This is a genomic window from Tessaracoccus sp. MC1756 (assembly GCF_014164735.1).
In the GTDB taxonomy this organism is placed as follows: Bacteria; Actinomycetota; Actinomycetes; order Propionibacteriales; family Propionibacteriaceae; genus Arachnia.
This window is the reverse complement of sequence record NZ_JACJFZ010000001.1, coordinates 1,037,407-1,061,871: the sequence shown is the minus strand read 5'-3', so window position 1 is coordinate 1,061,871 and position 24,465 is coordinate 1,037,407. Positions and strand designations below refer to the sequence as shown.

The 24,465-nt window shown below is 68.9% G+C and carries 19 protein-coding genes; 10 read left to right on the top strand and 9 right to left on the bottom strand.

The window, feature by feature from the left end; all coding sequences use genetic code 11:
• Positions 1–92 precede the first annotated feature (92 nt).
• From H5393_RS04925 to H5393_RS04910, 4 genes are read right to left on the bottom strand one after another with little or no spacing between them, the layout of a single operon-like run.
• Entirely contained in the window at positions 93–743 is a 651-nt protein-coding gene (locus H5393_RS04925; RefSeq protein WP_076058760.1) for a thymidine kinase, read from the bottom strand.
• Entirely contained in the window at positions 736–1,977 is a 1,242-nt protein-coding gene (locus H5393_RS04920; protein WP_182765672.1) for a glycosyltransferase, read from the bottom strand. Before H5393_RS04920 ends, H5393_RS04925 begins: the two co-directional genes overlap by 8 nt.
• Positions 1,974–3,092 carry an alkaline phosphatase family protein gene (locus H5393_RS04915; protein ID WP_182765671.1) on the bottom strand — a complete coding sequence of 373 codons (1,119 nt, stop codon included), beginning with the start codon at positions 3,090–3,092 and terminating at the stop codon, positions 1,974–1,976. The genes H5393_RS04920 and H5393_RS04915 overlap by 4 nt, the downstream gene beginning before the upstream one ends.
• Positions 3,092–3,646 carry a DUF5998 family protein gene (locus H5393_RS04910; protein ID WP_076058754.1) on the bottom strand — a complete coding sequence of 185 codons (555 nt, stop codon included), beginning with the start codon at positions 3,644–3,646 and terminating at the stop codon, positions 3,092–3,094. The genes H5393_RS04915 and H5393_RS04910 overlap by 1 nt, the downstream gene beginning before the upstream one ends.
• A 37-nt stretch (positions 3,647–3,683) precedes the next feature.
• Between H5393_RS04910 and H5393_RS04905 the strand changes: the two genes are divergently transcribed.
• From H5393_RS04905 to H5393_RS04895, 3 genes are read left to right on the top strand one after another with little or no spacing between them, the layout of a single operon-like run.
• Positions 3,684–4,712 (top strand): App1 family protein, encoded by a 1,029-nt coding sequence (locus tag H5393_RS04905; protein WP_182765670.1) that lies wholly within the window; start codon positions 3,684–3,686, stop codon positions 4,710–4,712.
• 25 nt (positions 4,713–4,737) lie between these two features.
• A complete protein-coding gene (locus H5393_RS04900) occupies positions 4,738–7,218 on the top strand; it encodes a DNA topoisomerase (ATP-hydrolyzing) subunit A (protein WP_182765669.1) in 2,481 nt (826 codons plus the stop codon).
• A 29-nt stretch (positions 7,219–7,247) separates the two neighbouring features.
• Positions 7,248–7,742 (top strand): carbonic anhydrase, encoded by a 495-nt coding sequence (locus H5393_RS04895; protein ID WP_076058748.1) that lies wholly within the window; start codon positions 7,248–7,250, stop codon positions 7,740–7,742.
• Positions 7,743–7,772: 30 nt separating this feature from the next.
• On the opposite strand, the gene H5393_RS04890 is transcribed toward H5393_RS04895, so the two are convergent.
• Entirely contained in the window at positions 7,773–8,441 is a 669-nt protein-coding gene (locus H5393_RS04890) for a FadR/GntR family transcriptional regulator (RefSeq protein ID WP_182765668.1), read from the bottom strand.
• Positions 8,442–8,540: 99 nt separating this feature from the next.
• Here H5393_RS04890 and H5393_RS04885 point away from each other — a divergent pair, with 99 nt between their 5' ends.
• The 4 genes from H5393_RS04885 to H5393_RS04870 are packed head-to-tail and all read left to right on the top strand — an operon-like array spanning position 8,541 to position 13,121.
• Positions 8,541–10,232: an L-lactate permease gene (locus H5393_RS04885; protein ID WP_182765667.1), complete on the top strand. Its 1,692-nt coding sequence runs from the start codon at positions 8,541–8,543 to the stop codon at positions 10,230–10,232.
• Between the two features lie 20 nt (positions 10,233–10,252).
• Positions 10,253–11,005 (top strand): (Fe-S)-binding protein, encoded by a 753-nt coding sequence (locus H5393_RS04880; RefSeq protein WP_182765666.1) that lies wholly within the window; start codon positions 10,253–10,255, stop codon positions 11,003–11,005.
• On the top strand, positions 11,002–12,471 hold the full coding sequence (locus tag H5393_RS04875; RefSeq protein ID WP_182765665.1) for a LutB/LldF family L-lactate oxidation iron-sulfur protein: 1,470 nt from the start codon (positions 11,002–11,004) through the stop codon (positions 12,469–12,471). The genes H5393_RS04880 and H5393_RS04875 overlap by 4 nt, the downstream gene beginning before the upstream one ends.
• On the top strand, positions 12,468–13,121 hold the full coding sequence (locus H5393_RS04870; RefSeq protein WP_182765664.1) for an LUD domain-containing protein: 654 nt from the start codon (positions 12,468–12,470) through the stop codon (positions 13,119–13,121). Before H5393_RS04875 ends, H5393_RS04870 begins: the two co-directional genes overlap by 4 nt.
• A 27-nt stretch (positions 13,122–13,148) precedes the next feature.
• Here H5393_RS04870 and H5393_RS04865 read toward each other — a convergent pair whose 3' ends face one another.
• Complete coding sequence (locus H5393_RS04865; RefSeq protein WP_182765663.1) at positions 13,149–15,221, bottom strand: DNA topoisomerase IV subunit B; 2,073 nt, start codon at positions 15,219–15,221, stop codon at positions 13,149–13,151.
• Between the two features lie 128 nt (positions 15,222–15,349).
• Here H5393_RS04865 and H5393_RS04860 point away from each other — a divergent pair, with 128 nt between their 5' ends.
• Entirely contained in the window at positions 15,350–15,550 is a 201-nt protein-coding gene (locus H5393_RS04860) for a hypothetical protein (protein WP_143570855.1), read from the top strand.
• On the opposite strand, the gene nudC is transcribed toward H5393_RS04860, so the two are convergent.
• The 3 genes from nudC to H5393_RS04845 are packed head-to-tail and all read right to left on the bottom strand — an operon-like array spanning position 15,537 to position 22,632.
• A complete protein-coding gene (nudC, locus tag H5393_RS04855; RefSeq protein ID WP_182765662.1) occupies positions 15,537–16,367 on the bottom strand; it encodes an NAD(+) diphosphatase in 831 nt (276 codons plus the stop codon). The two genes, H5393_RS04860 and nudC, sit on opposite strands and share 14 nt — an antisense overlap.
• Positions 16,364–19,537: an ATP-dependent DNA helicase gene (locus H5393_RS04850; protein ID WP_182765661.1), complete on the bottom strand. Its 3,174-nt coding sequence runs from the start codon at positions 19,535–19,537 to the stop codon at positions 16,364–16,366. The genes nudC and H5393_RS04850 overlap by 4 nt, the downstream gene beginning before the upstream one ends.
• Positions 19,534–22,632, bottom strand: a complete 3,099-nt coding sequence (locus tag H5393_RS04845; protein WP_182765660.1) for an ATP-dependent DNA helicase — start codon at positions 22,630–22,632, stop codon at positions 19,534–19,536. The genes H5393_RS04850 and H5393_RS04845 overlap by 4 nt, the downstream gene beginning before the upstream one ends.
• Positions 22,633–22,704: 72 nt before the next feature.
• Between H5393_RS04845 and ligD the strand changes: the two genes are divergently transcribed.
• Positions 22,705–23,646 carry a non-homologous end-joining DNA ligase gene (gene ligD, locus H5393_RS04840; protein ID WP_182765659.1) on the top strand — a complete coding sequence of 314 codons (942 nt, stop codon included), beginning with the start codon at positions 22,705–22,707 and terminating at the stop codon, positions 23,644–23,646.
• Between the two features lie 13 nt (positions 23,647–23,659).
• Entirely contained in the window at positions 23,660–24,460 is an 801-nt protein-coding gene (locus H5393_RS04835) for a PP2C family serine/threonine-protein phosphatase (protein WP_182765658.1), read from the top strand.
• Positions 24,461–24,465 lie beyond the last annotated feature (5 nt).

The window sequence follows — 24,465 nt, the reverse complement described above, 5'->3', positions numbered from 1 at the left end:
GCGATCCTCCCCGACCCATCGGGGCATTGGGAACCGAGGACGCCGTATTGCGAAGAGCGAGTGCGCGTTTGCGCAGTGGGATCAGTGGCTTGTCACAGGGCACTGTCGTCGAAAGGCAACGGATCCGGAGACAGCGTCGCCCGAGCCCTCGTCGCGGTCATCCGCCGCCGGTGGTGCATGCGGCACAGCACCTCGTAGCGCACCTCTTCACCCGCCGCGGTGTCACCCACCACGACCTGCGAACCCTCGGTGACCATCAACCCGTCGACGGTGCGCGCGTTGTGGGTTCCGCGGGCGCCGCACCAGCACAGCGGCCCCAGCGACAGCATCTCGAGCCTGTCTGCCAGCTCCACCAGCCGCTTGGAGCCCGGGAACAACTCCGTGCGGAAATCGGCGAGGATCCCGAACGCGTAGACGTCGAGTTGGAGTTCGTCGACGATCCGCCCCAGCTGGTCGATCTGTTCCGCCGTGTAGAACTGGACCTCGTCACACACCAGGTAGTCGACGATGCGGCCGCTGGTCAGCTCGGTGATGACGTAGCGCCAGAAGTCGAACTCCGCTGAGACCTCGATCGCGCGGGCGCTCAGCCCCAGTCTGGAGGTGATCACGCCCTGCCCCGCCCGGTCCTGAGAACTGAAGACCCGTCCCCGCCGTCCATGGGTGGAATGGACGTGGTCCAGTTGCAGGGCCATCGTGGACTTGCCACAGTCCATCGGTCCGCTGTGGAACACAAGTTCAGCCATGTCTCCTCGGCATCCTGATCGCTTCTTCGTACACCTCGACGTAGGCGTCGGCCATGTCCGGTGGCCGCAACCGCACGTCCACCTCGCGGTATCCCCGGCGCAACGCTGCAAGCCGGCCGGGTTCCGCCATCTCCCGTAGCCCGACGGCCAGCGCCTGCATGTCCGGGGCCACCAGGCGGCTGGTGGCAGGACTCAGTCCGGCGGTCAGCCGGTCGTCGCAGTACAGCACCGGCAACTCCGCGGCGCCGGCCTCGAGGATGACCATGGGCTGCACGTCGAAGCGGTACGAACTGAGCACCATCGCGTCCGCCGTCAGGTACTGCTCGGCCACGGCCTCGCGCTCGGAGAGCGACCCGAGGAACCGCACGCCCGGCCCGGCGAGGGTCTCCAGACGGGAGCGCTGGTCGCCGTCGCCGACAATGACCAGCTCGGCGCCGGGGATCCCGGCCCGGTTGAAGGCCCGGATGGCCACGTCGAGGCGTTTCTCCTTGGCGAGTCTGCCGATGCTCAGGAAGCGCACTGTGCTGCTGTCGGTCCTGCGCGGGGTCTCCACGCCGACGAAGGTGTCGGCCGACGCGTTGCGGATCTCCCGGCCGGCGATGGGCTGCGCGACGGCGGCCTCGATGTTGTCCAGCATGTACTGGGCGGGACTGGTCACGAGATCGACGTGGGCCGCGATCCACCCCAGGGAGCGCCAATCCATCCGCGTGAAGAAGCCGTTGTTGTCCGGTTCTGCCGTGCGGGGCGGCAGCGCCGAAGTGAAGCGGGGCGGCCGTTGTGAGGCCAGCGCCAGCGCGCGGGTGACCAGCACCTCGTAGCCGAGCGACCCGAACACCGCCTTCACCGGCAGTGTGCTGTGGGTGCCGGCGATATTGGCGTGGAAGGTGTGCACGTGAGGGATGTTCTGCAGCCTGGCCAGGCGGGCAGCCAGCACCACCGCTCCCCTCTCCGTCTGGGAATGCACGACGTCGAACGCGGCCTTCGCGGAGATCCTGCGGGCCCGGCGCTCCGTCGGCTGCAGCACACTCAGGTGCGAGGGCAGGCCCTCCTTGTACAGCACGGGGCAGGCGATGGTCCGCACCCCGGCTGGCGGCACCAGGTGCCGGTCCGGCGCGATGAGGGTGACGTCGTGGCCGAGGCGGGTGAGTTCCTCCAGCTGCGTCTGTACGGATCGGGAGATGCCCCCCGAGGCGGGGAAGAAGTCGTCGATCAGGATCGCGATACGCAGGCTCACCGGCCACCCCCGTGCATCAGCAGGGGGACCTCCATCTCGGCCGCAGTGAGGGAGCCGTGCATGCCCACCAGGGAGAACTCGCCGGGCGTGGCGTACGTCATCGCCGCCCAGGTACCGGTCATCGCCGCCACGACGTCCCCGATGCGCGCGGAACTCATGTTGGACACGTTGGGTCCGAACCAGCCCGCCTCAATGGCCTCTTCACGGCGGAGCACCAGCGCCCGCTCACCGAACACCGATTCCCACGCCCAGGCCAGGGCCCGGGGGTCCTCGCCGTAGATGTGGCGGAATCGGGGCTCGCCGCCCAGGTGCGAGTAGCCGGCGAGCCGCGGTTCATCCTCGACTGTGACGCGAGTGTCCTCCGGGACGTTCAGCATGCCGTGGTCGCCGGTGATGAGCAGACACACCGACGGCGGCAGGGCCTCCACGAGGTGGGCGACGTAGTCGTCGATGACGGCCAATCGGTCAAGCCACTGCCAGCTGCCCGTGCCGTGCGAGTGACCGTCCGAGTCGAGGAGCCGTTCGTAGAGGTAGACGACGTCCGATTCGCGCAGCGCTTCGGTCACGTGGCCCGTGATCTCGTCCACATCGCCCTCATTGGCCACCGGGAACAGCCGGGTACCCGCGAAGGCCACCCTGGTGAGTGCGCTGCCGGCGAACCGCCCCAGCGTCACGGCCGCGCTGGGCCGCGCCTGGGAGGCCAGGCGCTGGAACACGGTGGGCTTCTGAGCGAAGCCCTCGATGTCGTCGGGGCCGCCCTCCCAGGTGAGCGAATTGATGACCCGGCCCACCGTCGGCTCATAGAAGCTGTAGCCCATCACCCCGTGCTCACCAGGCGTGGCGCCGCAGCCCAGCGACGTCAGCGAGGTGGCCGTGGTGGACGGCACGGAGCAGGTGAGCCGGTGGCCCCGGTCCAGGAGGCCGGCCATGGTCTCCGCGTGCGCGGCGTGCTCCCTGAGCTGGTGCCAGCCGAGCCCGTCGATCAGCAGCACGACGTACTGCCGGGCCTGGGGGATCTCGATCAGGGGGATCTCACCATCGAGCCGAGCCACGACGCTGGGCAGGAGGTTGGCGAGCGACAGGTCCCCGTAGCGCGGATCCACGAACGTGAACATCAGGCGACCACCAGCTGGAGGGCGGCCCCGAAATCCACGAGTCGCTTGGCGTTCTCACCGTCCGCCGCGGGGCTCATGCGCACGGTGATGTCGTCGGGCTGCAGCACACCCGTGTAGCCATGGTCCGCCTCGCAGGTGGGGTCCTCACACGTGGCCGGGCCCAGGTCGAGCCGACGAGCGGCGCCCCAGACGATCGTCAACCAGGCTTCGTTCAGACCGGAGCGCGTCTCGGGATTGGCCATGGCCCGCGTCACCACGACCGAGTCGATGGCCCGCAGGGCGACGACCTCAGAGGTGGCGAGCGCCTCTGCGCGGCCGCCCTCCCCCTCGTCGATGTGGCAGATCTGCAGCTGCTGCTCCGTGAGCACCAGCACCGTCATGTGCCGGTGCAGTTCGTGCCCCGCGAAGGTCGCCTCGTGTTGCACCAGGTAGTGCAGCACCGGTCGCCCCTGCAATCCCATCAGCACTGTCTCGGCAACGAGGCTGGGATAGAACCCGCATTCGGCGATCTCGTCAATGAGGCCGGTGGGGAGAGTCTGGTTGTCGGCGGTCACCGGGCCATTCTGTCACGGAGCCGGATAGGTTTGGTTCATGGCCTCTCGCCCCTTCATCGCAGCCCGCATGGAAGACCGTCTCAACTCGCTGCTGAACAGCGCGCTCGACCGCAGGGGCTGGCAGGAGTCGATCATCTCCTACACCGGCTACGGCACCAGCGAACAGTTGCGCATCCTCGCCAGGGTCGTGCTGCGCCCCTCGGACACGCTGGGCATCGTGCAGGCAGCCTCTGCCCTCATCTACCGCCGGGGCTGGCGCAACTTCATGGCCGCGGCCAAGGTCAACGCCATGGTCACCGTGGTGATCGGCGACGTCCGTATCCCCGTCCAGGCAGACAGGGGCGGCTTCATCGACGTGCGCGTCCGAAACCCAGGGCTGGCGCCAGGCTGGCACTCAGTGACCCTCGAGGGCGAGGGTGGCGCCTCCGCGCTGGCCAGCGTCCAGGTGATCGGTGACGACGTGGACTTTGGCATCGTCAGCGACATCGACGACACCATCCTCAGCACCTCGCTCCCCCGGCCGATGCTCGCCGCCTGGAACTCGTTCGTGCTGACGGAACAGGCCCGCCAGGCAGTCCCCGGGATGGCGCGGCTGTACCAGCAGCTGCTCGCCCAGCACCCCGGCGCCCCCATCATCTTCATCTCGACGGGGGCATGGAACACGTTCCCCATGATCAAGCGGTTCATCTCCCGGCACGGCATCCCGCAGGGCGCGATGCTGCTGACGGACTGGGGCCCTACCAACACCGGCTGGTTCCGCAGTGGCCCGGACCATAAGCGCCGCTGCCTGCGTGAACTGGCCCGCGACCTCCCCAACATCCGCTGGGTCCTCGTCGGCGACGACGGCCAGCACGATCCGGACCTGTACGCCGAGTTCGCCAGTCTCCAGCCCGAGCATGTCCGCGCCCGCGCCATCCGCCAGTTGACTCCTGGCGAGCACACGTTGGCCCACGGCCTGCCCATGGAGGTGCCGCAGAGCGACGAAAGGTGGGAACCCGACACGGCGCCGGAGGTGCGTGCGCCTGACGGCGACGGTTTGGGCGATAAGCTCTCCAGGTTGCTGTAGTCCCACAACCTGAGGAGAGCGCCCGATGACCAAGCGGACGATCGACGACGAACTGAATGAGGAAGAACACATCCTCGACGTCGACGTCACCCAGGAGATGGAGACCAGCTTCCTGGAATACGCCTACTCGGTCATCTACTCCAGGGCACTGCCGGACGCGCGCGACGGCCTCAAGCCCGTCCAGCGTCGCATCCTCTACTCGATGGACCAGATGGGGGTCCGCCCCAACGTCAGCCACGTCAAGTGCGCCCGTGTCGTGGGCCAGGTCATGGGCCTCCTGCACCCCCACGGCGACACCGCCATCTACGACGCGCTGGTGCGCATGGGGCAGACGTGGTCCGTCCGTCTCCCCCTGATCGACGGCCACGGCAACTTCGGCTCCCTCGACGCCGGACCGGCCGCGATGCGCTACACCGAATGCCGGATGGCGCTGCCCGCGCAGGCCATGACCCGGGGCATCGACGAGAACACCGTCGACTTCAAACCCAACTACGACGGCAAGGAGACCGAGCCGGTCGTCCTGCCGGCCGCGTTCCCCAACCTGCTGGTCAACGGCGCCGCGGGCATCGCCGTCGGAATGGCCACCAACATCGCGCCGCACAACCTCGTCGAGGTGGTCGCGGGCCTCCAGCAGCTCCTGAAGAACCCCGGAATCGAACTCGACGAGCTGATGCGCCACATCCCCGGCCCGGATTTCCCCACGGGCGGCAAGATCGTCGGCCTCGACGGGATCCGCGACGCCTACGCCACCGGCCGCGGTTCCCTCAAGCTGCGTGCGACCACCCGCATCGAGAAGGTCAGCCCCCGGCGCATGGGCATCGTGGTGACCGAACTGCCCTACATGATCGGCCCCGAGCGCATCATCGAGCAGATCAAGAAGGGAGTCCAGGAAAAGAAGCTCACCGGCATCGCCGACGTCAAGGACCTCACGGACCTCGCCCACGGCACCCGCCTGGTCATCGAGGTGAAGAACGGCATCAACCCCGAAGCCCTGCTCGAGCAGCTCTTCAAAGCCACCAAGCTCGAGGACACCTTCGCAATCAACGCAGTGGCCCTCGTCGAAGGCCAGCCGCGCACGCTCACACTGAAGGAGATGCTGGAGGTCTACCTCGACCACCGCCTCGACGTCACCCTGCGCCGCACGAACCACCGGCTCGCCAAGGCCGAAGAACGCATGCACCTGGTGCGTGGTCTCATCATCGCCATCGCCGACATCGACGACGTGATCGCCATCATCCGTTCCTCCGACGACGGCGCCCAGGCGAAGGAACGCCTCATGGGCGCCTTCGACCTGGACGACGCGCAGGCCACCTACATCCTCGATATGCAGTTGCGGCGCCTCACCCGGTTCTCAACCATCGAGTTGGAGAAGGAAGCCGACGAACTGGCCACCACCATCGCCGGCCTGCGCGAGATCATCGAGGACCCGGCGGTGCTCCGCCGTCTCGTCAGCACGGAGCTGGCCGCGATGGCCAAGGAGTTCGGCACCCCGCGTCGCACCATCCTGCTGGCCTCCTCCGGCGTGCCCACCACTGTGAAGGCCGCGCCTCTCGAGGTGCCGGACCATCCCTGCTGGGTGCTCCTGAGCGGCACGGGCCTGGTGGCGCGCACCAGCGACTTCGGCCCGCTCCCCACCGAGGGCCGGGCCGCGCACGACGTGGTCATCGCCCGGGTGAAGACGAGCGCCCACGGCGAATTCGGCGTGTTGACCAACCGCGGCCGCGTCATCCGCTGCCGCGCCATCGAGTTGCCCACCGTCCCGCTGACGGCTTCGGGAACCAGCCTCCAGGGCGGCAGCCTCGCCCACGAACTGTGGCCCCTCGACCCCGGCGAGCGGGCACTGGGCCTGACCACCTTCGACACTGAGTCGCCGGGGCTGGCCATCGGTACCCGCCACGGCATCGTCAAGCGGGTCCGCCCGGATCTCCTGGTGCGCGACTCGTGGGAGGTCATCGCCCTCAAGGACGGCGACGAGGTGGTCGGCGCAGTCGAACTGCACGACGAGTCGAAGCATCTGGCCTTCCTCAGCACCGATGCCCAACTGCTGCATTTCCCAGCGTCCATCGTCAGGCCCCAGGGCCGCACCGGTGGAGGGATGGCCGGCATGAAGCTGTCCCCCGGCGCCACCGCGGTCTGGTTCGGCGTGGTCGACTCCGCCACGGACGACGTGGTCACCATCTCCGGCTCCTCGACCTCCCTGCCCGGTACCGAAACCGGCTTGGCGAAGGTCACGGCGCTGTCCGAGTTCCCGGCCAAGGGCCGAGCCACGGGCGGCGTGCGCGCGCACCGCTTCCTGAAGGGCGAGGACACCCTCCTCATCGCCGCCATCGGCCCACGCCCAGTGGTCGCCGCGGCGTCGAGCGGTTCGCCGGTGGAACTGCCGCGCGAACAGGGCCGACGCGATGGCTCCGGGACTCCGCTGTCTCAGCCGGTGACGATGCTGGCGGGCCGTGATGCAGGCGTCGCTCCCCGGACAGAGCCCGGCGACACCCTCTTCGGGGAGTAACATTTCCGCGACGAAGGGATGCACCTCGCATGAGCGACTTTGACGACCTGATGGCGGCCAACAAAGCCTACGCGGCGGATTTCACTGATGGTTACTTCGACGGCATCGCCAAGGCGGGCGTCTGCATCGTGACCTGCATGGATTCGCGCATCGAGCCACTCGACATGGTCGGGTTGCGGATCGGCGACGCGAAGATCCTGCGCTCCCCCGGGGGACGGGTCACCACGTCGGTGGTCACCGGCTGCGTGCTGAGCGTCCAGCTCCTCCAGGTGGACCGCATCATGGTGGTGCCGCACACCCGCTGCGCCATGGCTTCCGGCACCGATGAGGATCTCCGCAGGGTCATCTCCGCCAAGACCGGCACGGACACGTCCTGGCTCTCGTTCGGGGCCAACCCCGATCAGGCTTCGCGGCTCCGCTCGGACGTGGACATGATCGCCAACCACCCGCTGATCAAGGGTCACGCGGAGGTCGGCGGCTTCATCTACGACGTTGACACCGGCCTTCTGACCCAGGTCCTCTAGCTCGCTGCTCGCCACCTCGGGGGGTGCTGCCTAGCTGAGCGCGGCGAGCGCGTTGCGCACGTGCTCCTCGCTCAGTTGGGCGGCGCGCTCCCCGTCGCCGGTTTCCAGGGCGTCGACGATGTGTACGTGTTCTTGGACCAGCCTGGCGCGCAGTTCCTCCCACTGCGCCAGGCGCTCTTCAGCGCTGAGGATCCTCTCTGCCACCGCCTCGCGGATCGCGATGGTCATGTCGCGGATGAGCCGGTTCTCGCCGGCCGCGGCGATGGCGACGTGGAACGCGGTGTCCAGGTCGTTGAACGCGGCGGGCCGGGTCACGGTGACCATCTCCTCGGCGAGGCGCCTCACTTCTCCCATCGGCTGGCCCACGGCAGCCAGCGCGGCGGCGCGCTCCAGCACCACGCGCGTCTCGGTGATCTCGGCGAAGGAGACTGCCTCCAGCGCGACGTGCAGTTTGAGCATCCGGCCGAAGGCGACCCCCTGCCCCGTCCCGACGGTGGTACCGCCGGCCCGCCCGGTGGCCGAGCTCAGCACGCCTTGGGCCTGCAGCACCTTGATGGCCTCACGGACCGCGCTGCGGCTTGCCCCGAGCTGGCTGGAGAGCTCGCGCTCGTTGGGCAGCCTGTCACCGGCTCCGAAGCGCCCGGCGAGGATCTCGCCCGTCAGGTAGTCGAGCGCGTTCTCAAAGCCGCCGGTGGTCATAGCACCCCATTGTGTCCCATCCAGTTGACAGCCGCGTCTCCAGAGCTTATGGTCTGACCATTAGTAATGGTCAGACCATATGAACGACGGAGTTCACCGATGTTGCTGGAAACCTTCCAACCGGTCACAAACCCCCTGGGGGCCCAATGGCTGTCCGCGCTCGTGGCGGCCGTCCCGGTCATCGCGATGCTCATCACCCTCGGCGCGCTGCGCTGGAAGGCCCATCTCGCCGGCCCCTTCTCCTGGGCCACGGCTGTGCTGGTCGCCGTCACGGCCTTCGGCATGCCGCTGACCACGGCGCTGGCCACCAGCGTGCACGGCTTCGTCTACGGCCTGTTCCCCATCATCTGGATCCTGCTGACCGCCATCTGGATGTACGAGGTCACGGTGGCCTCCGGCCGCTTCGATGACCTGCGACGGACCTTCTTCCTGATCTCCGATGACCCCCGGATCCTCGGCCTCCTCATTGCGTTCAGCTTCGGCGGCCTCCTCGAGGCCCTCGCCGGCTTCGGCGCCCCCGTCGCCATCACCGCCGCCATGCTGATCGCCATCGGCTTCTCGCCCCTGCGCTCTGCGCTCATCGCACTGCTCGCCAACACCGTCCCCGTCGCGTTCGGCGCCGTCGGCCTTCCGGTGCTGATGGCCGCCAAGACGGGCGGGTTCGACGACGTGCTGGCCATCTCCCCCATCACCGGCCGGCTGACCGCACTGCTGTGCCTCGTGGTGCCCTTCCTGCTCCTCGCGGTGATGGACGGAAAGCGCGGCCTCCGTGAGGGCTGGCCCTTCGGCCTGGTCGTCGGCGTCACCTTCGGCATCGCCAAGTGGATCGTGTCCGCCACGCCCCTCTACAACCTCACCGAGGTGTTCGCTGCCGTGAGCAGCGTCATCGTGGCCATCGCCTTCCTCAAGATGTGGCACCCGAGGGGTGGCGCGGAGGCGGCCGAACGGATCGGCATCAAGATCGACCCCGCCGTCGAGAAGGACGCTCCGGTCGATGCCCGCCGCACCTCGGGCGAGGCACTGACCGGAAGCCGGATCATGATGGCACTGGTGCCCTACCTGCTCGTCATCGTGGTGTTCGGACTCGCGGCCCTGCCGCCGGTGAAGGCCGCGCTGGCCGCCACCGACGTGAAGTTCGCCTGGCCCGGCCTGGGCGGGCTACTGGACGTCGCCGGCAACCCGGCCGCTCACCAGTCCTACACGCTCGCCTGGGCGTCGACGCCGGGCATCCTGCTCGCCTTCGTGGCCATCGTCACCGGCCTCATCTACCGGATGGGCATCGGAGAGATCTTCGGCGTGCTGTGGACCAACGCGAAGAAGCTGCGCTTCGCGATGCTCACCATCGGCAGCGTCGTGGCGCTGGCCTACGTGATGGGCGACTCGGGCCAGACCCTGGCGCTCGGCCTCTTCTTCGCAGGCGCCGGCGCCCTCTACCCCTACGTGGCCCCGGTCCTCGGCTGGATCGGCACCTACGTGACCGGCTCCGACACGTCGGCCAACATCCTGTTCTCCAGCCTCCAATCCGGAGTGGGCGCCGAGATCGGCCCAGGCTCGCACCTCGGCACCGAATCGATGCGCGCGCTGCTCGTCGGCTCCAATGCGGCCGGCGGCGTGGTGGGCAAGATGATCTCGCCGCAGTCGCTGACGATCGCCGCCACCGCCATCGGCATCGCCGGCGCCGAGTCCACGATCCTGCGCCGCATCATCGGGTGGAGCTTCGTGCTGCTCGCCCTGCTGTGCCTGCTCTCCGGGCTCATGTCCACCCCCGTGCTCTCCTGGCTGCTCCCCTGATCCCCCGAAAGGCCACTGCCATGAACGCCAGCCCCCACGTCGCGTTGTTCGCCACGTGCATCACCGACACCATGAAGCCGTCGGTGCCCATCGCCACAGTGCGACTCCTCGAGCGCCTCGGTTGCCGCGTCTCGTACCCGGAGCGCCAGACCTGCTGCGGGCAGATCATGACCAACACCGGTTATTGGGACGAGGCGGTGCCCACCGTGCGCAATTACGTGCGCTCGTTCGGGGACTACGACTACATCGTCGCCCCCTCGGGTTCCTGCGTCGGTTCCGTGCGGGAGCAGCACCCGATGCTCGCCCGCCACGCCGGCGATGCCGGCCTCGAACGCGACGCTACGGCGGCTGCGACCCGCACCTACGAGTTGAGCGAGTTCATCGTCGACGTGCTGGGGGTCACCGACGTGGGCGCCTACTTCCCGCACCGCGTGACCTACCACCCCACCTGCCACTCGGTGCGGGTCGCCAAGGTGGGCGACCGCCCCCTGAGGCTGTTGAGGGACGTGCGCGGCATCGACCTGATCGACCTGCCGAAGGCCGAGGAATGCTGCGGCTTCGGCGGCACCTTCTCTCTCAAGAACCCTGACGTGTCCATCGCCATGGCCTCCGACAAGGCCCGCCATGTGCGCACCACCGGCGCCGAGTACCTGGTGGCCGGTGACCACGCGTGCCTGATGAACATCGGTGGCGTGCTGCACCGCGGCCGCTCCGGCGTCAAGACCATCCACCTGGCCGAAGTCTTGGCCGCCACCGAGGAGGACGCGCGATGAACCGCCGCACCCCTGAGCCCGGCTCGTGGCTGGGCATCCCCGAGTTCCCACAGGCAGCGAAGGCGAGCCTGCAGAACGCGGAGCAACGCAAGAACCTCACCCACGCGACGTCGACCATCCGGGCCAAGCGCATCGTCCGCGCCTCGGAGGTGCCCGAATGGGAGGAGTTGCGCACCGCGGCGGCCCAGATCAAGGACCGCGTGGCACGCCACCTCGAGCGCTATCTCCTTCAGGCGGAGGAGACCATGACAGCAGCCGGCATCACCGTGCACTGGGCACGTGACGCAGCTGACGCCAACCGCATCGTCACGGACATCGCCAAGGCCAAGGGCGTCGACGAGGTGGTCAAGATCAAGTCGATGGTCACCCAGGAGATCGACCTCAACGAGCACCTGGAGGCAGAGGGCATCGCCGCCTGGGAGACCGACCTGGCCGAACTCATCGTGCAGTTGGGCCATGACCTGCCCAGCCACATTCTCGTGCCCGCCATCCACCGCAACCGCTCCGAGGTGCGCGAGATCTTCAAGGAGGAGATGGGCCGCTATGGGAGACCCGCCCCCGAGCCCATCTCCGACGACCCGTCCGAACTGGCCGAGGCCGCCCGCCTGCACCTGCGCGAGAAGTTCCTGCGGGCGAAGATGGCGGTCTCCGGCGGCAACTTCATCGTGGCCGACACCGGCACGCTCGTCATCGTCGAATCCGAGGGCAACGGCCGCATGTGCCTGACCCTCCCCGAGACGCTGGTCTCCGTCGTCGGCATCGAGAAGGTGCTCCCGACGCTGGAGGACCTCGAGGTGTTCCTCAAGTTGCTCCCCCGCTCGTCCACCGGCGAGCGCATGAACCCGTACACCTCGATGTGGACGGGCGTGACGCCCGGCGAAGGCCCGCAGGACCTCCACGTGGTGCTGCTCGACAACGGACGCACCGATGTCCTGGCCGATCCCGAGGGCCGCGCTGCGCTGCGCTGCATCCGCTGCTCCGCCTGCCTCAACATCTGCCCCGTGTACGAGCGGGTGGGCGGCCACGCCTACGGGTCGCCGTACCCCGGCCCCATCGGCGCCATCCTCGGCCCGCAGCTGCGCGGCATGGACGACGCGAACACCCGCGCGCTGCCGTTCGCCTCGACGCTGTGCGGCGCCTGCAACGAAGTCTGCCCGGTGCGGATCCCGTTCACCGACATCCTGGTGCACCTGCGCCACAAGGCCGTCGAACACAAGACGGCCAAGCACCCCACCGGTGAGCAACTGCTGATGAAGGGCGCCGGCTGGGTGATGAAGGACGGCCGGAACCTGGCGTCGGTCCAACTCGGTAGCCGCTTCGCTGGCCGCATTTTCCGCGGCAAGTGGCTCGGCCCGATGCCCATCCCCCTGGCCTCGCGCTGGCTGCAGGCCCGCGACGCCGAAGCCCCACCCACGCAGACCTTCCGCCAGTGGTGGAAGGACGAACACGAAGGAGACGCAGAATGAGCGCGCGTGAAGAGGTGCTGCAACGCATCCGGCGAGCCACCAAGGACGTCACCGAGACGGATCCGATGATCGACGTGCCCGTCGACTGGGCCTACGGCCGCCCCCTGGGCACCAAGGACGTGATCGCGGACTTCGTCGAGAAGGTCGAGGACTACAAGGCCGCGGTCCGCCGCTGCGCCCCCGACGGGGCGGCGGCCATGATCGTCGAAGCCCTGGAAGCGTTGGACACGAAGAGCATCGTGGTGCCGGCGGGGTTCCCCGAGGCGTGGGTCGCGGCGCTCCGACATGCCGGCTTCGCGCTGCACCGCGACGACCCGCAGTTGACCCACGCCGAGCTGAACGCCATCGACGCGGTGGTGACGACGGCGGCGGTCGGCATGGCGGATTCGGGCACGATCGCCCTCGACCACAGCGAGGGTCAGGGCCGCCGCGCCCTGACACTGCTCCCGGACCGCCACATCTGCGTGGTGCACGAGTACCAGGTGGTCAGCGACGTTCCCGAGGGCATCGCCCGGCTGGCTCCGGCGATCCGCGAGCGTCGCCCGGTCACGTGGTTGAGCGGCGGCTCAGCGACGAGCGACATCGAGTTGAGCCGGGTCGAGGGCGTCCACGGGCCGCGCCACCTCTCCGTCGTCCTCGTCGCTGATTGACGCTGGCCCGGCGGGCGGGGACCAGCGTCAGGCGTCGATGCGATCCGCTTCGAGCGCGTAAGCACCCTCGATGATGAACTCCTTACGGGGGGCCACGTCGTTGCCCATGAGGACTTCGAAGACACGCTCGGCCGCTTCTGCATCGTCGACGGTGAGCCTGCGCAGCATCCGGTGCTTCGGGCTCATCGTGGTGTCTGCCAGCTGGTCCGCGTCCATTTCGCCCAGGCCCTTGTAGCGCTGCGGCTCCTTGAACTTCTGTCCCCGCTTGGTGAGTTCGAGCGACTTGCGCTGGTACTCGGCATCCGAATACGTGTAGATGTACTTGTCGTAGCCCTTCTTGGGGTTGATCAGCTCGAACCGGTGCAGGGGCGGAACGGCTGAGAACACGCGGCCGGCCTCCACAAGGGGGCGCATGTAGCGGAAGAAGAGCGTGGCGAGCAGGCAGCGGATGTGGGCGCCGTCGGAATCCGCGTCCGCCATGAAGATGACCTTGCCGTAGCGTGCCGAATCCACATCGAAGGAGCGGCCGGAACCGGCGCCGACCACCTGGATGATCGAGGCGCACTCGGCGTTCTTGAGCATGTCGCCGATGGAGGCCTTCTGCACGTTGAGGATCTTGCCGCGGATGGGCAGCAGCGCCTGAAACTCCGAATTGCGGGCCACGTTCGCGGTGCCCAGTGCGGAGTCGCCCTCCACGATGAACAGTTCCGTGCTGTCAACTCCGGTGGAGCGGCAGTCCTTCAGCTTGGGCGGCAACGTTGAGGATTCGAGGGCATTCTTGCGCCGCTGGGTCTCCCGGTGCGCGCGGGCCTGCACGCGCGTGCGCGCGGCCGAGACCACCTTCTCCTGCAGGGTGCGGGCCATCTGGCGCGTCTTGGGGGCGGTGAGGAACTTGCCCATCTCCGACTCCACGACGCGGGCCACCAGCCGGTTGACGGCGGGCGTGCCCAGCACCTCCTTGGTCTGCCCCTCGAACTGCGGCTCGGCGAGACGCACCGTCACGACGGCGGTCATGCCTTCGACACAGTCTTCCTTGACCACCTCTTCGCCGGCCTTCAGGAGCCCGCGGGTGCCCTCGTAGGACTTGACCAGCGCACGGGTGAGGCCCCGCTCGAAGCCCTGCACATGGGTGCCGCCCTTCGGGGTGGCGATGATGTTCACGAACGACTTCAGCACCGTGTCGTAGCCGGTGCCCCAGCGCAGCGCGATGTTCACGTCGAGGTCGCGTTCCACGTCGGTGGGTGTCATCGCGCCACTGGCGTCGAGCATGGGCACGGTCTCCACGAAGGAGTCCCTGCCCTCCAGCCGGATGATTTCGGTGAGCGCGGCGTCAGGCGCCAGGAAATCAGCGAACTCGGCGATCCCGCCCACGTGCAGGAACGTTTCGACGGCGGGTTCGCCGTCGCGCGCATCCGTGACCTCGATCTTGAGGCCGGGCACCAGGAAGGACGTCTGACGCGCGCGGTCGTGAAGGTGGCGGAGGGACAGTTCCGCGTCTGCGAGGAAGATCTGCCGGTCCGGCCAGTACCGCACCCGGGTGCCCGATGTGGCCTTGGCCACCTTCTTGATCTTGCGGATGCCGCTGCTGGGGGTGAAGTCCGCATCGGGGCCTTCGCCGTCGAAGATGCCGGGCACACCGCGGCGGAAGCTCATCTCCCAGGTGCTGCCGTCGCGGTCCACCTGGACATCCAGGCGCGACGACAGGGCGTTGACGACGGAGGCGCCGACACCGTGCAGGCCGCCGGTGGCCGTGTAGGACGAGTTGCCGAACTTGCCGCCGGCATGCAGCTTGGTGAAGACCACTTCGACGCCGCTGAGCCCGGTGCGGGGTTCCTTGTCCACCGGCACACCGCGGGCGTGGTCGTGCACGCTCACGGAACCGTCGGCGCCCAGGGTCACCTCGATCTCCTCGCCGAAGCCAGCCAGCGCCTCGTCCACGGCGTTGTCGATGATCTCCCAGAGGCAGTGCATGAGGCCGCGGGTGTCCGTCGAGCCAATGTACATGGCAGGCCGCTTGCGCACGGCCTCGAGCCCTTCGAGGACGAGAAGGTTCTTCGCCTCGTAATCACGGGACAGCGGTGGGGTCTTCGGGGTCTGCACCCAGACAGGTTACCCGTGCGCACCGACTGACCGTGTCAGTGAAACGCGGCCGCGGCGCCCAGGGAACATTCCGCGCCCCGGGTACGTTGATACATGAGAAGGTAAGAAAGATAAGGCAGGAGGCCATGATGACCGAACTCGCAACGGATCCCACCCTGACCGCTGTCGATCGCTGCGATCGCTGCGGCGCCCAGGCCTACCTGCGCGTATTCCTCCAGTCCGGCGGTGAGTTGCTCTTCTGCGCCCACCACGCCGCTGCCCACAAGGAGAAGCTCCTTGAGGTGGCCACCCGGATCCAGGACGAAACCAGCAGGCTCAACCAGAACTGAGCCAGCGCTGAATGAGGGCCCGCGCAAGCGAGGCCCCAGCAGGGAGGATCACCTCACCCGCAGCCAAGGCGGCGGCGAGATCTGACCGGGTGTAATACGCACCCTCAGAGATCTCGTCGCCGTCCACTGTTATCTGCGCATCTTCGGCACGGGCCTGGAACCCGAGCATCAATGAACGAGGCATGGGCCACGGCTCGGAACCGAAGTACGTCAGGGACGTCAGCCGTGCCCCCACCTCTTCGTGCACCTCGCGGTGCACCGCCTGTTCGACAGACTCACCCGCTTCGATGAACCCTGCGATGACCGAGATGCGTCCGCGCGCCCACTGCGCCTGCCTGGCCAGCAGCAGCCTGTCGTCGGGATCTGTGACCGCCACGATGACGCACGGGTCGATGCGGGGGAACTGCAGTGCTCCGCAGCCGGTGCAGATGCGCCGGGCACCCGCCTGATCCGGCCTGGTGCCCGAACCACAGTTCTCGCACGGCGGCTGCCCGGCGTGCCACCGGGCGAGCGCGACGCCGGTGGCCAACGGGTCCAGTGAATCCGGATTGGTGTCACGCCAACTCATGGCCTCGCCAGAGACTGCGTCGACGCCCCGGGCGAACCAGGCCACACCGTCGACGATGCCCAACAGGATGTCTTCAGGCTGCCGCTCCCCCGGCGACCGGAGGGCGCGCGGGCGTCCCTGCTCCGACGCGATCGCGCCCTCGGCGTCCACCTCGACGACCACGGCGCCCCTCCACAGGGCCTCCACCTCAGCTGCACCGCGCCCGATGGGCAGCCGGTCCAGCGGGGAGCGATCCAGCCACCTGCTCATGAATCAGCAACCTCCAGCGCCCCGTCGACGAGGCCGACGGGGGCCTCCACGAACCGCAACTGGTCCGTCAGCACATGGTAGAACGCCGCACCCACGACAGCCGGGTCCACTCCACGGGCCTCCGCCCAGGCCTGCCGGTACACCGCGAGTTGTAGGGGCTCTGCTGCCTGGTTGGAGGTCTTCCAGTCCACGACGAGGTACTCGAGCCCGTCCCGGGGCCAGGCGTAGACAGCGTCGATGCGACCGCGCAGCACGTGCGGGCCGCGGCGCATGAGGAACGGCACCTCGACGCCCATCGGCATCCGGTGCGCGAACTGACCGGCCTCAAAAGCCTCGATGAGCCTGGTGAGTTCTCCCGTGGCCACCGTGGGTTGCGCCTCCAGTTCCTCCAGCGAGGCGGGGAGTAGGAAGCGTTCCTGAAGCCATTCATGGAACCTGGAGCCCACGCGGGCGGCCGTCGAAGGTCTGCGGGGCATGCGCCGCAGCAGTCCGGCCGCGAACGCGCTTTGGTCCGTCTGCAGGGCGATCAGCGCGGTGGCTGACAGCCCGTCCGGCAGCGCCACCGAGCGGTGTCCGCGGCGCTGGGCCAGTTCGGTGAGGTGCCTGATGCTCTCGTCCCAGGCGGCGACAGTGGCGGCGTCCTCGTCCGCTATGACACCCGACTCCCACGTCCATCTCAACTGGTCCTGTTCGGTGGCATCGGCCAGTTCGGTGGCCCGGGTGATGAGCTCAGCGGCCGACGCGCGCCGCGCGATGCCGGCCTCGTCGAGTTCGACGGGCCAGACGGCCCGGGCCGGCTCTGCCGGGATGGGGTTGGTATCCGACGAGCGGGAGGCGTTGTCGAGGTACGTGCCGGCCGCCTCGCAGAGTTCGCGGATCACGGTGAAGTACGGGGACTCTGCCCGGGGACGGATGTTGCCGGGCGTCCAGAGGTGGGCCGAAGCCAGCAACAGGCGTTTGGCGCGGGTGGCGGCGACGTACGCCAGCCGGTCCTCCGAGAGGCGGTGTTCGTCCTTCAGTGCGTCGCGGTACGCGTCGATGCCCTTCTTGGTGTGCTCCCCCAGTTGCGGAATCGAGCCCGCGTCGCCGCGCAGCGGCGCGGGCAGCACGTCGGCCCGCTGGGGCCACACTCCGGACCTCGACTCCGAGGGGAAGACCTTGTCGACGAGGCTGGGCAGGAACACCGTGTCCCACTCCAGGCCCTTCGCGCGGTGGACGGTCATGAGCTTGACCGAATCCTCCTCGCTGGGCACGGCCTGCATGAGGCCTTCACCGTGTTCGGATTCGGCATCGAGGTAGGCGATCAGACCGGTGAGGCTGCCGTCGCCATCGACGTCGACATAGCTGGCCACCTCTGCGACGAACCTGGCGACCTGCGTGGTGTCGCCTCCGGTAGCGATGAGTTCGGCCTCCAACCCGAGGGTGGCGATCACCCTCGTGACGAGGTCTGCCACCGGCTCGGAGGCATGCCGGCGGAGGGTGGTGATCTCGTGGTGGAAGCGGCCGAGCCGCCGGCGTCCCTCCGCGCTCAGCGGCGCGTCCCCGGGGTCCGCCACTGCGTCGAGCAGACACACCACCTCGCCCGGGTCTGCCTGCGTGACGGCCCTGATGAGGTCGTCGCTCTCCAGGGTGTCGACGGCGGATTGCGTGGCCAGTTCGCGTGCCCGCGCCCCCAGCACCTCCATGTCGGTCAGCCCGAGGTTCCACCGCGGCCCGGTGAGAAGCATGGCGACCTCCGGGTTGGCCGTCACGTCGTCCAGCACGCGGAGGGTCGCGACGATGGGGGCCACTTCGGGGAGGCCCAACAGCCCACCGAGGCCGACGATCTCGACGGGCACGTCGCGGTCACGCAACGCCTCGAAGATGGGCGCCAGCGCCGCGTTGCGCCTGACCAACACGGCCTGGTCCTTCCAGGACCGGCCGTCGTCATGCTGTGCGATGACGGTCTCCGCCATCCAGTCGACCTCGTGGCGGAAGGTGTCGAACATGGCTGCTGCCACCGCTCCGGCCGGCGCCCCCTCGGGAGCCACGAGCGACACACCATCCTCGCCCGGAGCGGCATGCAGCCCGGAAGCCAGCGAGTTGCCCACCTCCAGGATGCGGTGGCCGCTGCGCCGGTTGATGCTGAGCGTCTGGCGTTCGGCGGGGGCACCGTCTGAGCGGCGGAACTGGTAGGAGAACTCGAGGATGTTGCCGGAGGCGGCGCCCCGCCACCCGTAGATGGCCTGGTAGGGGTCTCCGACAGCAGTGACGGGGAAGCCCATCGCATCCGAGTGCACCGGCCCGGTGAAGAGGCGCCGCAGCAGTTCGGCCTGTGCGGAGGACGTGTCCTGGTACTCGTCCAGGAGCACCACCCGGAACCGGTGGCGCAGTTCGCGGCCCACATCCGGGACCTCCGTGACGAGCCGGACGGATTCGCGCAACTGGTCCGCGAACTCTACGACGCCGAGACGGCGCTTGAGTTCCTGGTAGCGCATGACCAGCGAGAGGAGCTCGCGACGCTCCTCGGTCGCGTCCAGCGCCTTCGCCACGTCGCGCATGACCTTTCCCCGGAAGAGCGGCGCTTCGAGAAAGGCCTTTTCGCTCTGCGCCGACTGCTCGAGGATCTGGCGGGGGGTCACCAGGTGGGAGGCCATCTCGGCGTCCAGGGAGAGGACCCGTTCCGGGATGGAGTGGTGACTGAGGCGGCTGATGCTCCGGAACGGCCCCGGCGCATCCGCCACCACCCTGGTGGCGAGGCGGAACCGGCTGGCTCCGGTGATCATGACCGGGTCCCTGTCGATGCCGATGCGCAGACCGAACTCGCTCACCAGGCGGGCGGCGAAGGAATCGTAGGTCATCACCAGTTCGGCGCCCTCGCCCTCCGCGCCGGTCAGCACCCTGGCGCGCGCAAGCGCATCAGCCACCCTGCCGGCCAACTCTGCCGCCGCCTTGCGGGTGAAGGTGAGTCCCAACACCTGTTCCGGACGGACCTGACCGGTGCCCACCAACCAGACCACCCGCGCGGCCATGACGGTGGTCTTCCCACTGCCTGCGCCGGCGATGATCACCGCCGGCTCGAGCGGCGCGGTGATGCACGCCAGCTGCTCGTCCGAGAACGGAATCTCCAGCGCGTCACAGAGTTGCTGAGGATCTGTGAACAGCCGGGAACGGATGGGGTGGATGGTCATCGGTGGCCTACCTTCCCCGGCGCGGCGAGTGCCGGGCACGAAGCCTTGAAGGGGCAATAGCGACAGGCGGCGCACTCGGCCGCCTCGAACCGGCCGCTGCGCAGGATGTCCACGGCGGTGGCGATCCTGTCGTGCACCCAGGTGGGCCCCACTGTGAGTTCCTCCCCCTCGATGGCCGGCACGTCGTCGATGGATGGCTGTTCCACCACCGACGGGAGCGTTTCGCCGCCCCGCAGGAACATCAGAGCGGGCGGCGCGACGCCGGTGCCCCGGCCGGCCACGTCGTTGAAGGCGCCGAGGCTGGCCGCCAACTGATAGATGCCCAGCTGCGGGTTGTCCACCACCTCCGGTGACCGCTGCACTTTCCTGGCCGTCTTGAGGTCCACGACGCGCAGCCTGCCGTCGGCAGTGCGCTCGAGCCTGTCGACGGTGCCCCGGAGCACCACCCGTTCCCCCGCCACCTCCAGCCCCACTTCGAACGACTTCTCGACGGCCAGGAGCTCGTGCGGGTTGGTGGTCTGGTAGTTCGCGAAGCGCTCAAGGGCAGCAAAGATCTCCGAGCGTTCAGTGGCCGACAACCACTCGGTCTCGAACGGGATCTTCTCCCAGACCTCGTCCAGCCTGGCATGCATCTGTGCGGCGGTGAGCCCCTCGGTGGCGGCGTGCTTGGCCACGACGTGGACGACGTCACCCACCGAAGCGCGCGACTGCCGGGACGGCTCCGCCTGGGCTCGCCGCGAGAGGAACCACATGCGCGGGCAACTGAGCAACTGCGCCAGCGAGGACCCGTTGAGGTGGATGGGGCCACGGTGTTCGTGCGCGGTTCCGCTCGTGTCGCGCATCCCCCACCAGGTGCCGGGCGAGGCACCCGGGAAAGCCGACGCCCCGTCGGGGTTCTGCACCGTGGCCATGGCCGCGAGCCGCAGCGCCGCGGCGCGCCGGAGGCCCGGTGCCGCTGTCTCATCCGTCATGACCCGCCGCAGTTCGCCCACCAGGGCTGAAGCGGACAGGAGTTGGCCCGGCCGACCGTTGACGCGGTGGACCTCCACTCCGAGCTCACCGAGGAACCGGGAGGGGCGCCCGCCCTCGCCGTCGACGCCCTGCACCGCCGAGACGTGCAGGCCGGCGCGGGCACGGCTACAGGCGACGTAGAACAGTTGCCGCTCAGAGGACAGGTGTGATGCCTGCCCCGGGGCGGCGAGGCCGTCGGGGCCGAGGCGATCCGGGTCCACGAGCAGCCCGGCCCGGGTGAGGCGGGGCCACAGCCCCTCCTGGACGCCGATCACCCAGACGCGTTCCCACTCGAGGCCACGCGTGCGGTGCGCCGTCACCACCCGGACGCCCCGGCCGCCGATGTCGAGTTCGCGGCCGGTGTCTGCCGGGATCTCCTGCCCGGACAGCTCGGCGATGAAGGTGCGGGCACCGGCGCCACCGCGCAGGTCATCTGCACGGGAGGCCTGTTCGAACAACTCGACCATGGCGTCCAGATCCGCGTCTGCCCGACGGGATCCGCGCAGCGCGCGCTCCTGCAGCTGCTCCGGCCACCCCGTTGCCGACCACAGGTGCCACAGCACCTCCTGCACCTCTGCGCCCCGCTCCGCCAGCGCCGTCCCCTCGGCCAGCAACCCGGCCAACGCAGCGGCCTGGGCCGCTTCTGGGAGGTCGATGCCCTCCAGCAGCGACGGCTCGGAGAGTGACCTGCTGAGGAGCACCGCCGACGTGCCCTCAGCCCGGTGCCGGGCGAGGAGCGCGCGGCCCAGCCGTCGCTGGCCCACGCCGTCGAGGCCGCAGAGCGGCGAAGACATCAGCAGGCGGGTCTCGTCCGCCTCCGGAGCGCCACCGTCGGCGCAGATCCGCAGGGCGAGCAGCAACACGGAAACGGCCGGTTGTTCGGCCAGCGCGATCTCGTCACCGGAGACATCGACGGGGACGCCCAACCTGACGAGTTCCTTGGCCACGGCGCTCAGTTGCGCGCGACCGGCCCGGGTCACCACCACCAGGTCTGCCCAGGACAGACCGTCCTGCGCCACCGCGGACCTCAACTGCGCGGCGACCTGCGCCAGTTCCGCGGATTCGTTGTCGTAGACCGACACCGTGACCACGCCGCCGCCGAGCACGGCCGCGACGGGCGGTGAGGCCAGGCGCTGATCGAGGCGTTGCCGCAGGACCTCCAGCGACTCCGCCAGCGCGGCCCGGCTCCGGAAGCCGCCCGTCAGCTGCGCCCTGCCGGCACCTGGAAGGGCCGCCAGGTCAGCCATTGCGGTGGGGCTGGCGCCGCGGTAGCCACCGATCCGTGAGTGCGGATCCCCCACCGCCAGCACCGGCAGGCCCAACCGCGCGAGGTCTCCGACGAGACCGACCTGTGCATGGTCCGACTCGTGCGCGTCGTCGACGAGGACGGCGTCGAACGCGGCGCGCACTCCCCCGGCGACCGACTGCTCGGTGAGCAGCAGCCGCGTACGGTAGACGAGCTCGGCGTAATCCAGCGTGCCCGCGAAATCTGCGACGGTGAGGTACTCCTCGATGAAACCGGCGGCCGCCCGGAACAGTTCGTCGCCGCCCGCGGTGGCCATGGCCGCGATGGACTCCGCGTCGAGTGACAGCTGGCGCGCCCGCGCCAGCACCTCTCGCAGTTGCCGGGCGAACGCCCGGGTGCCGACCGCGGCCCTGAACTCGTCCGGCCAGGCCTCCGGGCCCATCCCCTCCAGGAGTTCGCGAATCCGGGCCTCCTGCTCCGGCGCCCGGAGCAGGCGCCAGGGGCTGTCCTCGTGGGGCCAGAACCGGCGCAGCAGGCCGAGGGACAGGCCGTGGATGGTGGTGACGTGAGCCTCGGTCTGTGCCCTGTCGAGCCTGCGGGTGATGTCACGGCGAAGCGTCTGCGCCGCGGCACGGGAGTGGGCCAACACGACCAACCGCTCCAGCGTGGACCCCCCCGCGACCCTGGCCGCAGCCGCCTCCGCGATCAGGGTGGTCTTGCCCGAACCGGGCCCACCGAGCACCACCGTCACGCCGTTGGTGGGCGTCGCCAACTCCGCCTGTTCGGCCGTGAGGCCCGGCATGACGACATGGCGGGGCGGCACCACTCGGAAACTCATGGGCACCATGCAACCATCCTGGGGCGACAAATTCACGCCAGCCCATGCCATGCTGGGATCAGGAGGTCGGGCATGAACGAGCGGATCACCACTGAGATCGACGGGTTGACGCTGAACCTGAGCAACCTGCACAAGCCGCTGTTCCCCAGCGGGTTCACCAAGGGCGAACTGATCAACTACTACGTCGAGATCTCCGAGGTCCTCCTCCCGCACCTGCGGGACCGGGCCCTGACCCGGGTGCGCTTTCCCGACGGCACCACCGGCGACTCGTTCTACGAGAAGAACGCCCCCGCCGGCACACCGGCCTTCGTTCAGACCGTGGACGTCGCCACCAGCGCCGGCACGGTCAGCTACGTGACGGCCACCCAGCGGGCGGATCTCGCCTGGTTGGCGAACATCGCGTCGATCGAGCTGCACACCCCGCAGTGGCGCACGACGGAGGCGACCGCCCACGAGGACGGAATCGTGATCGACGGCGAGGACGAACCCCGGGCGACCTCACTGGTTGTCGATCTCGACCCCGGTCCCGGCGTCACGCCGGACGAGATCGCCAAAGGCGCCATCATCGCCGCCACGACGCTGGCGGAGGTAGGGCTCGAGTCGCACCCCAAGAGCTCTGGGAACAAGGGGCTCCAGCTGACGGTGCCCATCGCGCCCACCCCCGCCTCGCAGGTGTACCAGTTCGCCCAGTCCTTGGCCCGGCACCTCTCCCAGCGGCATCCCCAGCGCTTCGTGGCCACCATGGCCAAGAACGCCCGGGCCGGGTTGGTCTTCGTCGACTTCGCCCAGAACCTCGCGGCCCGCAACACGGTGGTCGCCTATTCGGTCCGCGGCCTCGAGGTGCCCTCGGTGGCGACTCCCCTCACCTGGGAAGAGGTGGCGGCCCTGGGCTCCGACACGCCGGTCCGGACACATCCCACCGCCATGCTGGAGCGGGTGCAGAAGCTAGGCGACCTCTGGCAGTCCACGCTGCCAACAGCCACAAGCCCGGCGCTGCCCGGCCCCCTTGCCTGAGAGGATGGTGTCCATGACGGACCAGTCGACACCGCAGCCCCGCTCCGAGCGCGCGCATTACGTGCGTGAGCCCGCCCCCTGGGTGGCCGGGTGCAGCGACACCGGCCGGCGGCACCGCTCCAACCAGGACGCCATGTGCCTGGCGGTCCGGACAGAACCCCGCTCCGAGGCGGTGCTCGCGGTCGCCGACGGTGTCACCACCGCCCATGGTTCCGAACTGGCCTCGTTGGTGGCCACGGAGGCAACGGTCGAGACGCTGATCAACGCGCTGAACGCCGGGACACCGGCCAACGTGGCCTTCGTGCAGGCCTTCGCCGCCGCCAACGACGAGGTGCTCGCCGCGGCTGAAGACCCTTCGGCGTGCACACTCATCGCGGCCGCGATCCTGCCCGGCATGATCGCCGTCGGCAACATCGGCGACTCCCGTGCCTACTGGTTCAGCGACGACGGCTCAACAGACCTCCTCTCGGTCGACGACTCCATGGCGCAGGCGCGCATCATGCTGGGCATGTCCCGCGACGACGCCGAGCAGTCCAACCAGGCCCACGCCATCACCAAGTGGCTGGGTCGCCAAGCCACCAACGTCACGCCGTCGGTCGTCACCCTCCAGCCCCAGAGCAACGGCTGGCTCATGCTCTGTACCGACGGGCTGTGGAACTACGCGAGTTCCCCGGAGGACATGTCGGCGCTCTTCAGCGCCTGCGTCAGCCGCTGCCCGAACCCTCCCGCGCTGGCCGAGTCGCTCGTCGCGTGGGCCAACGAGCAGGGTGGCAAGGACAACATCACCGTGGTGGTCGCACGCATCGAGCAGTGACGCCT

What these genes read in the sequence shown, in the direction of transcription:
- H5393_RS04915 (WP_182765671.1), bottom strand. Translation starts at nt 3,092, where the DNA reads ATGTTCACGTTCGTGGATCCGCGCTACGGGGACCTGTCGCTCGCCAAC.
- H5393_RS04895 (WP_076058748.1), top strand. Translation starts at nt 7,248, where the DNA reads ATGAGCGACTTTGACGACCTGATGGCGGCCAACAAAGCCTACGCGGCG.
- H5393_RS04890 (WP_182765668.1), bottom strand. Translation starts at nt 8,441, where the DNA reads ATGACCACCGGCGGCTTTGAGAACGCGCTCGACTACCTGACGGGCGAG.
- H5393_RS04900 (WP_182765669.1), top strand. Translation starts at nt 4,738, where the DNA reads ATGACCAAGCGGACGATCGACGACGAACTGAATGAGGAAGAACACATC.
- H5393_RS04925 (WP_076058760.1), bottom strand. Translation starts at nt 743, where the DNA reads ATGGCTGAACTTGTGTTCCACAGCGGACCGATGGACTGTGGCAAGTCC.
- H5393_RS04870 (WP_182765664.1), top strand. Translation starts at nt 12,468, where the DNA reads ATGAGCGCGCGTGAAGAGGTGCTGCAACGCATCCGGCGAGCCACCAAG.
- H5393_RS04850 (WP_182765661.1), bottom strand. Translation starts at nt 19,537, where the DNA reads ATGACCATCCACCCCATCCGTTCCCGGCTGTTCACAGATCCTCAGCAA.
- H5393_RS04860 (WP_143570855.1), top strand. Translation starts at nt 15,350, where the DNA reads ATGACCGAACTCGCAACGGATCCCACCCTGACCGCTGTCGATCGCTGC.
- H5393_RS04845 (WP_182765660.1), bottom strand. Translation starts at nt 22,632, where the DNA reads ATGAGTTTCCGAGTGGTGCCGCCCCGCCATGTCGTCATGCCGGGCCTC.
- nudC (WP_182765662.1), bottom strand. Translation starts at nt 16,367, where the DNA reads ATGAGCAGGTGGCTGGATCGCTCCCCGCTGGACCGGCTGCCCATCGGG.
- ligD (WP_182765659.1), top strand. Translation starts at nt 22,705, where the DNA reads ATGAACGAGCGGATCACCACTGAGATCGACGGGTTGACGCTGAACCTG.
- H5393_RS04875 (WP_182765665.1), top strand. Translation starts at nt 11,002, where the DNA reads ATGAACCGCCGCACCCCTGAGCCCGGCTCGTGGCTGGGCATCCCCGAG.
- H5393_RS04835 (WP_182765658.1), top strand. Translation starts at nt 23,660, where the DNA reads ATGACGGACCAGTCGACACCGCAGCCCCGCTCCGAGCGCGCGCATTAC.
- H5393_RS04905 (WP_182765670.1), top strand. Translation starts at nt 3,684, where the DNA reads ATGGCCTCTCGCCCCTTCATCGCAGCCCGCATGGAAGACCGTCTCAAC.
- H5393_RS04880 (WP_182765666.1), top strand. Translation starts at nt 10,253, where the DNA reads ATGAACGCCAGCCCCCACGTCGCGTTGTTCGCCACGTGCATCACCGAC.
- H5393_RS04885 (WP_182765667.1), top strand. Translation starts at nt 8,541, where the DNA reads ATGTTGCTGGAAACCTTCCAACCGGTCACAAACCCCCTGGGGGCCCAA.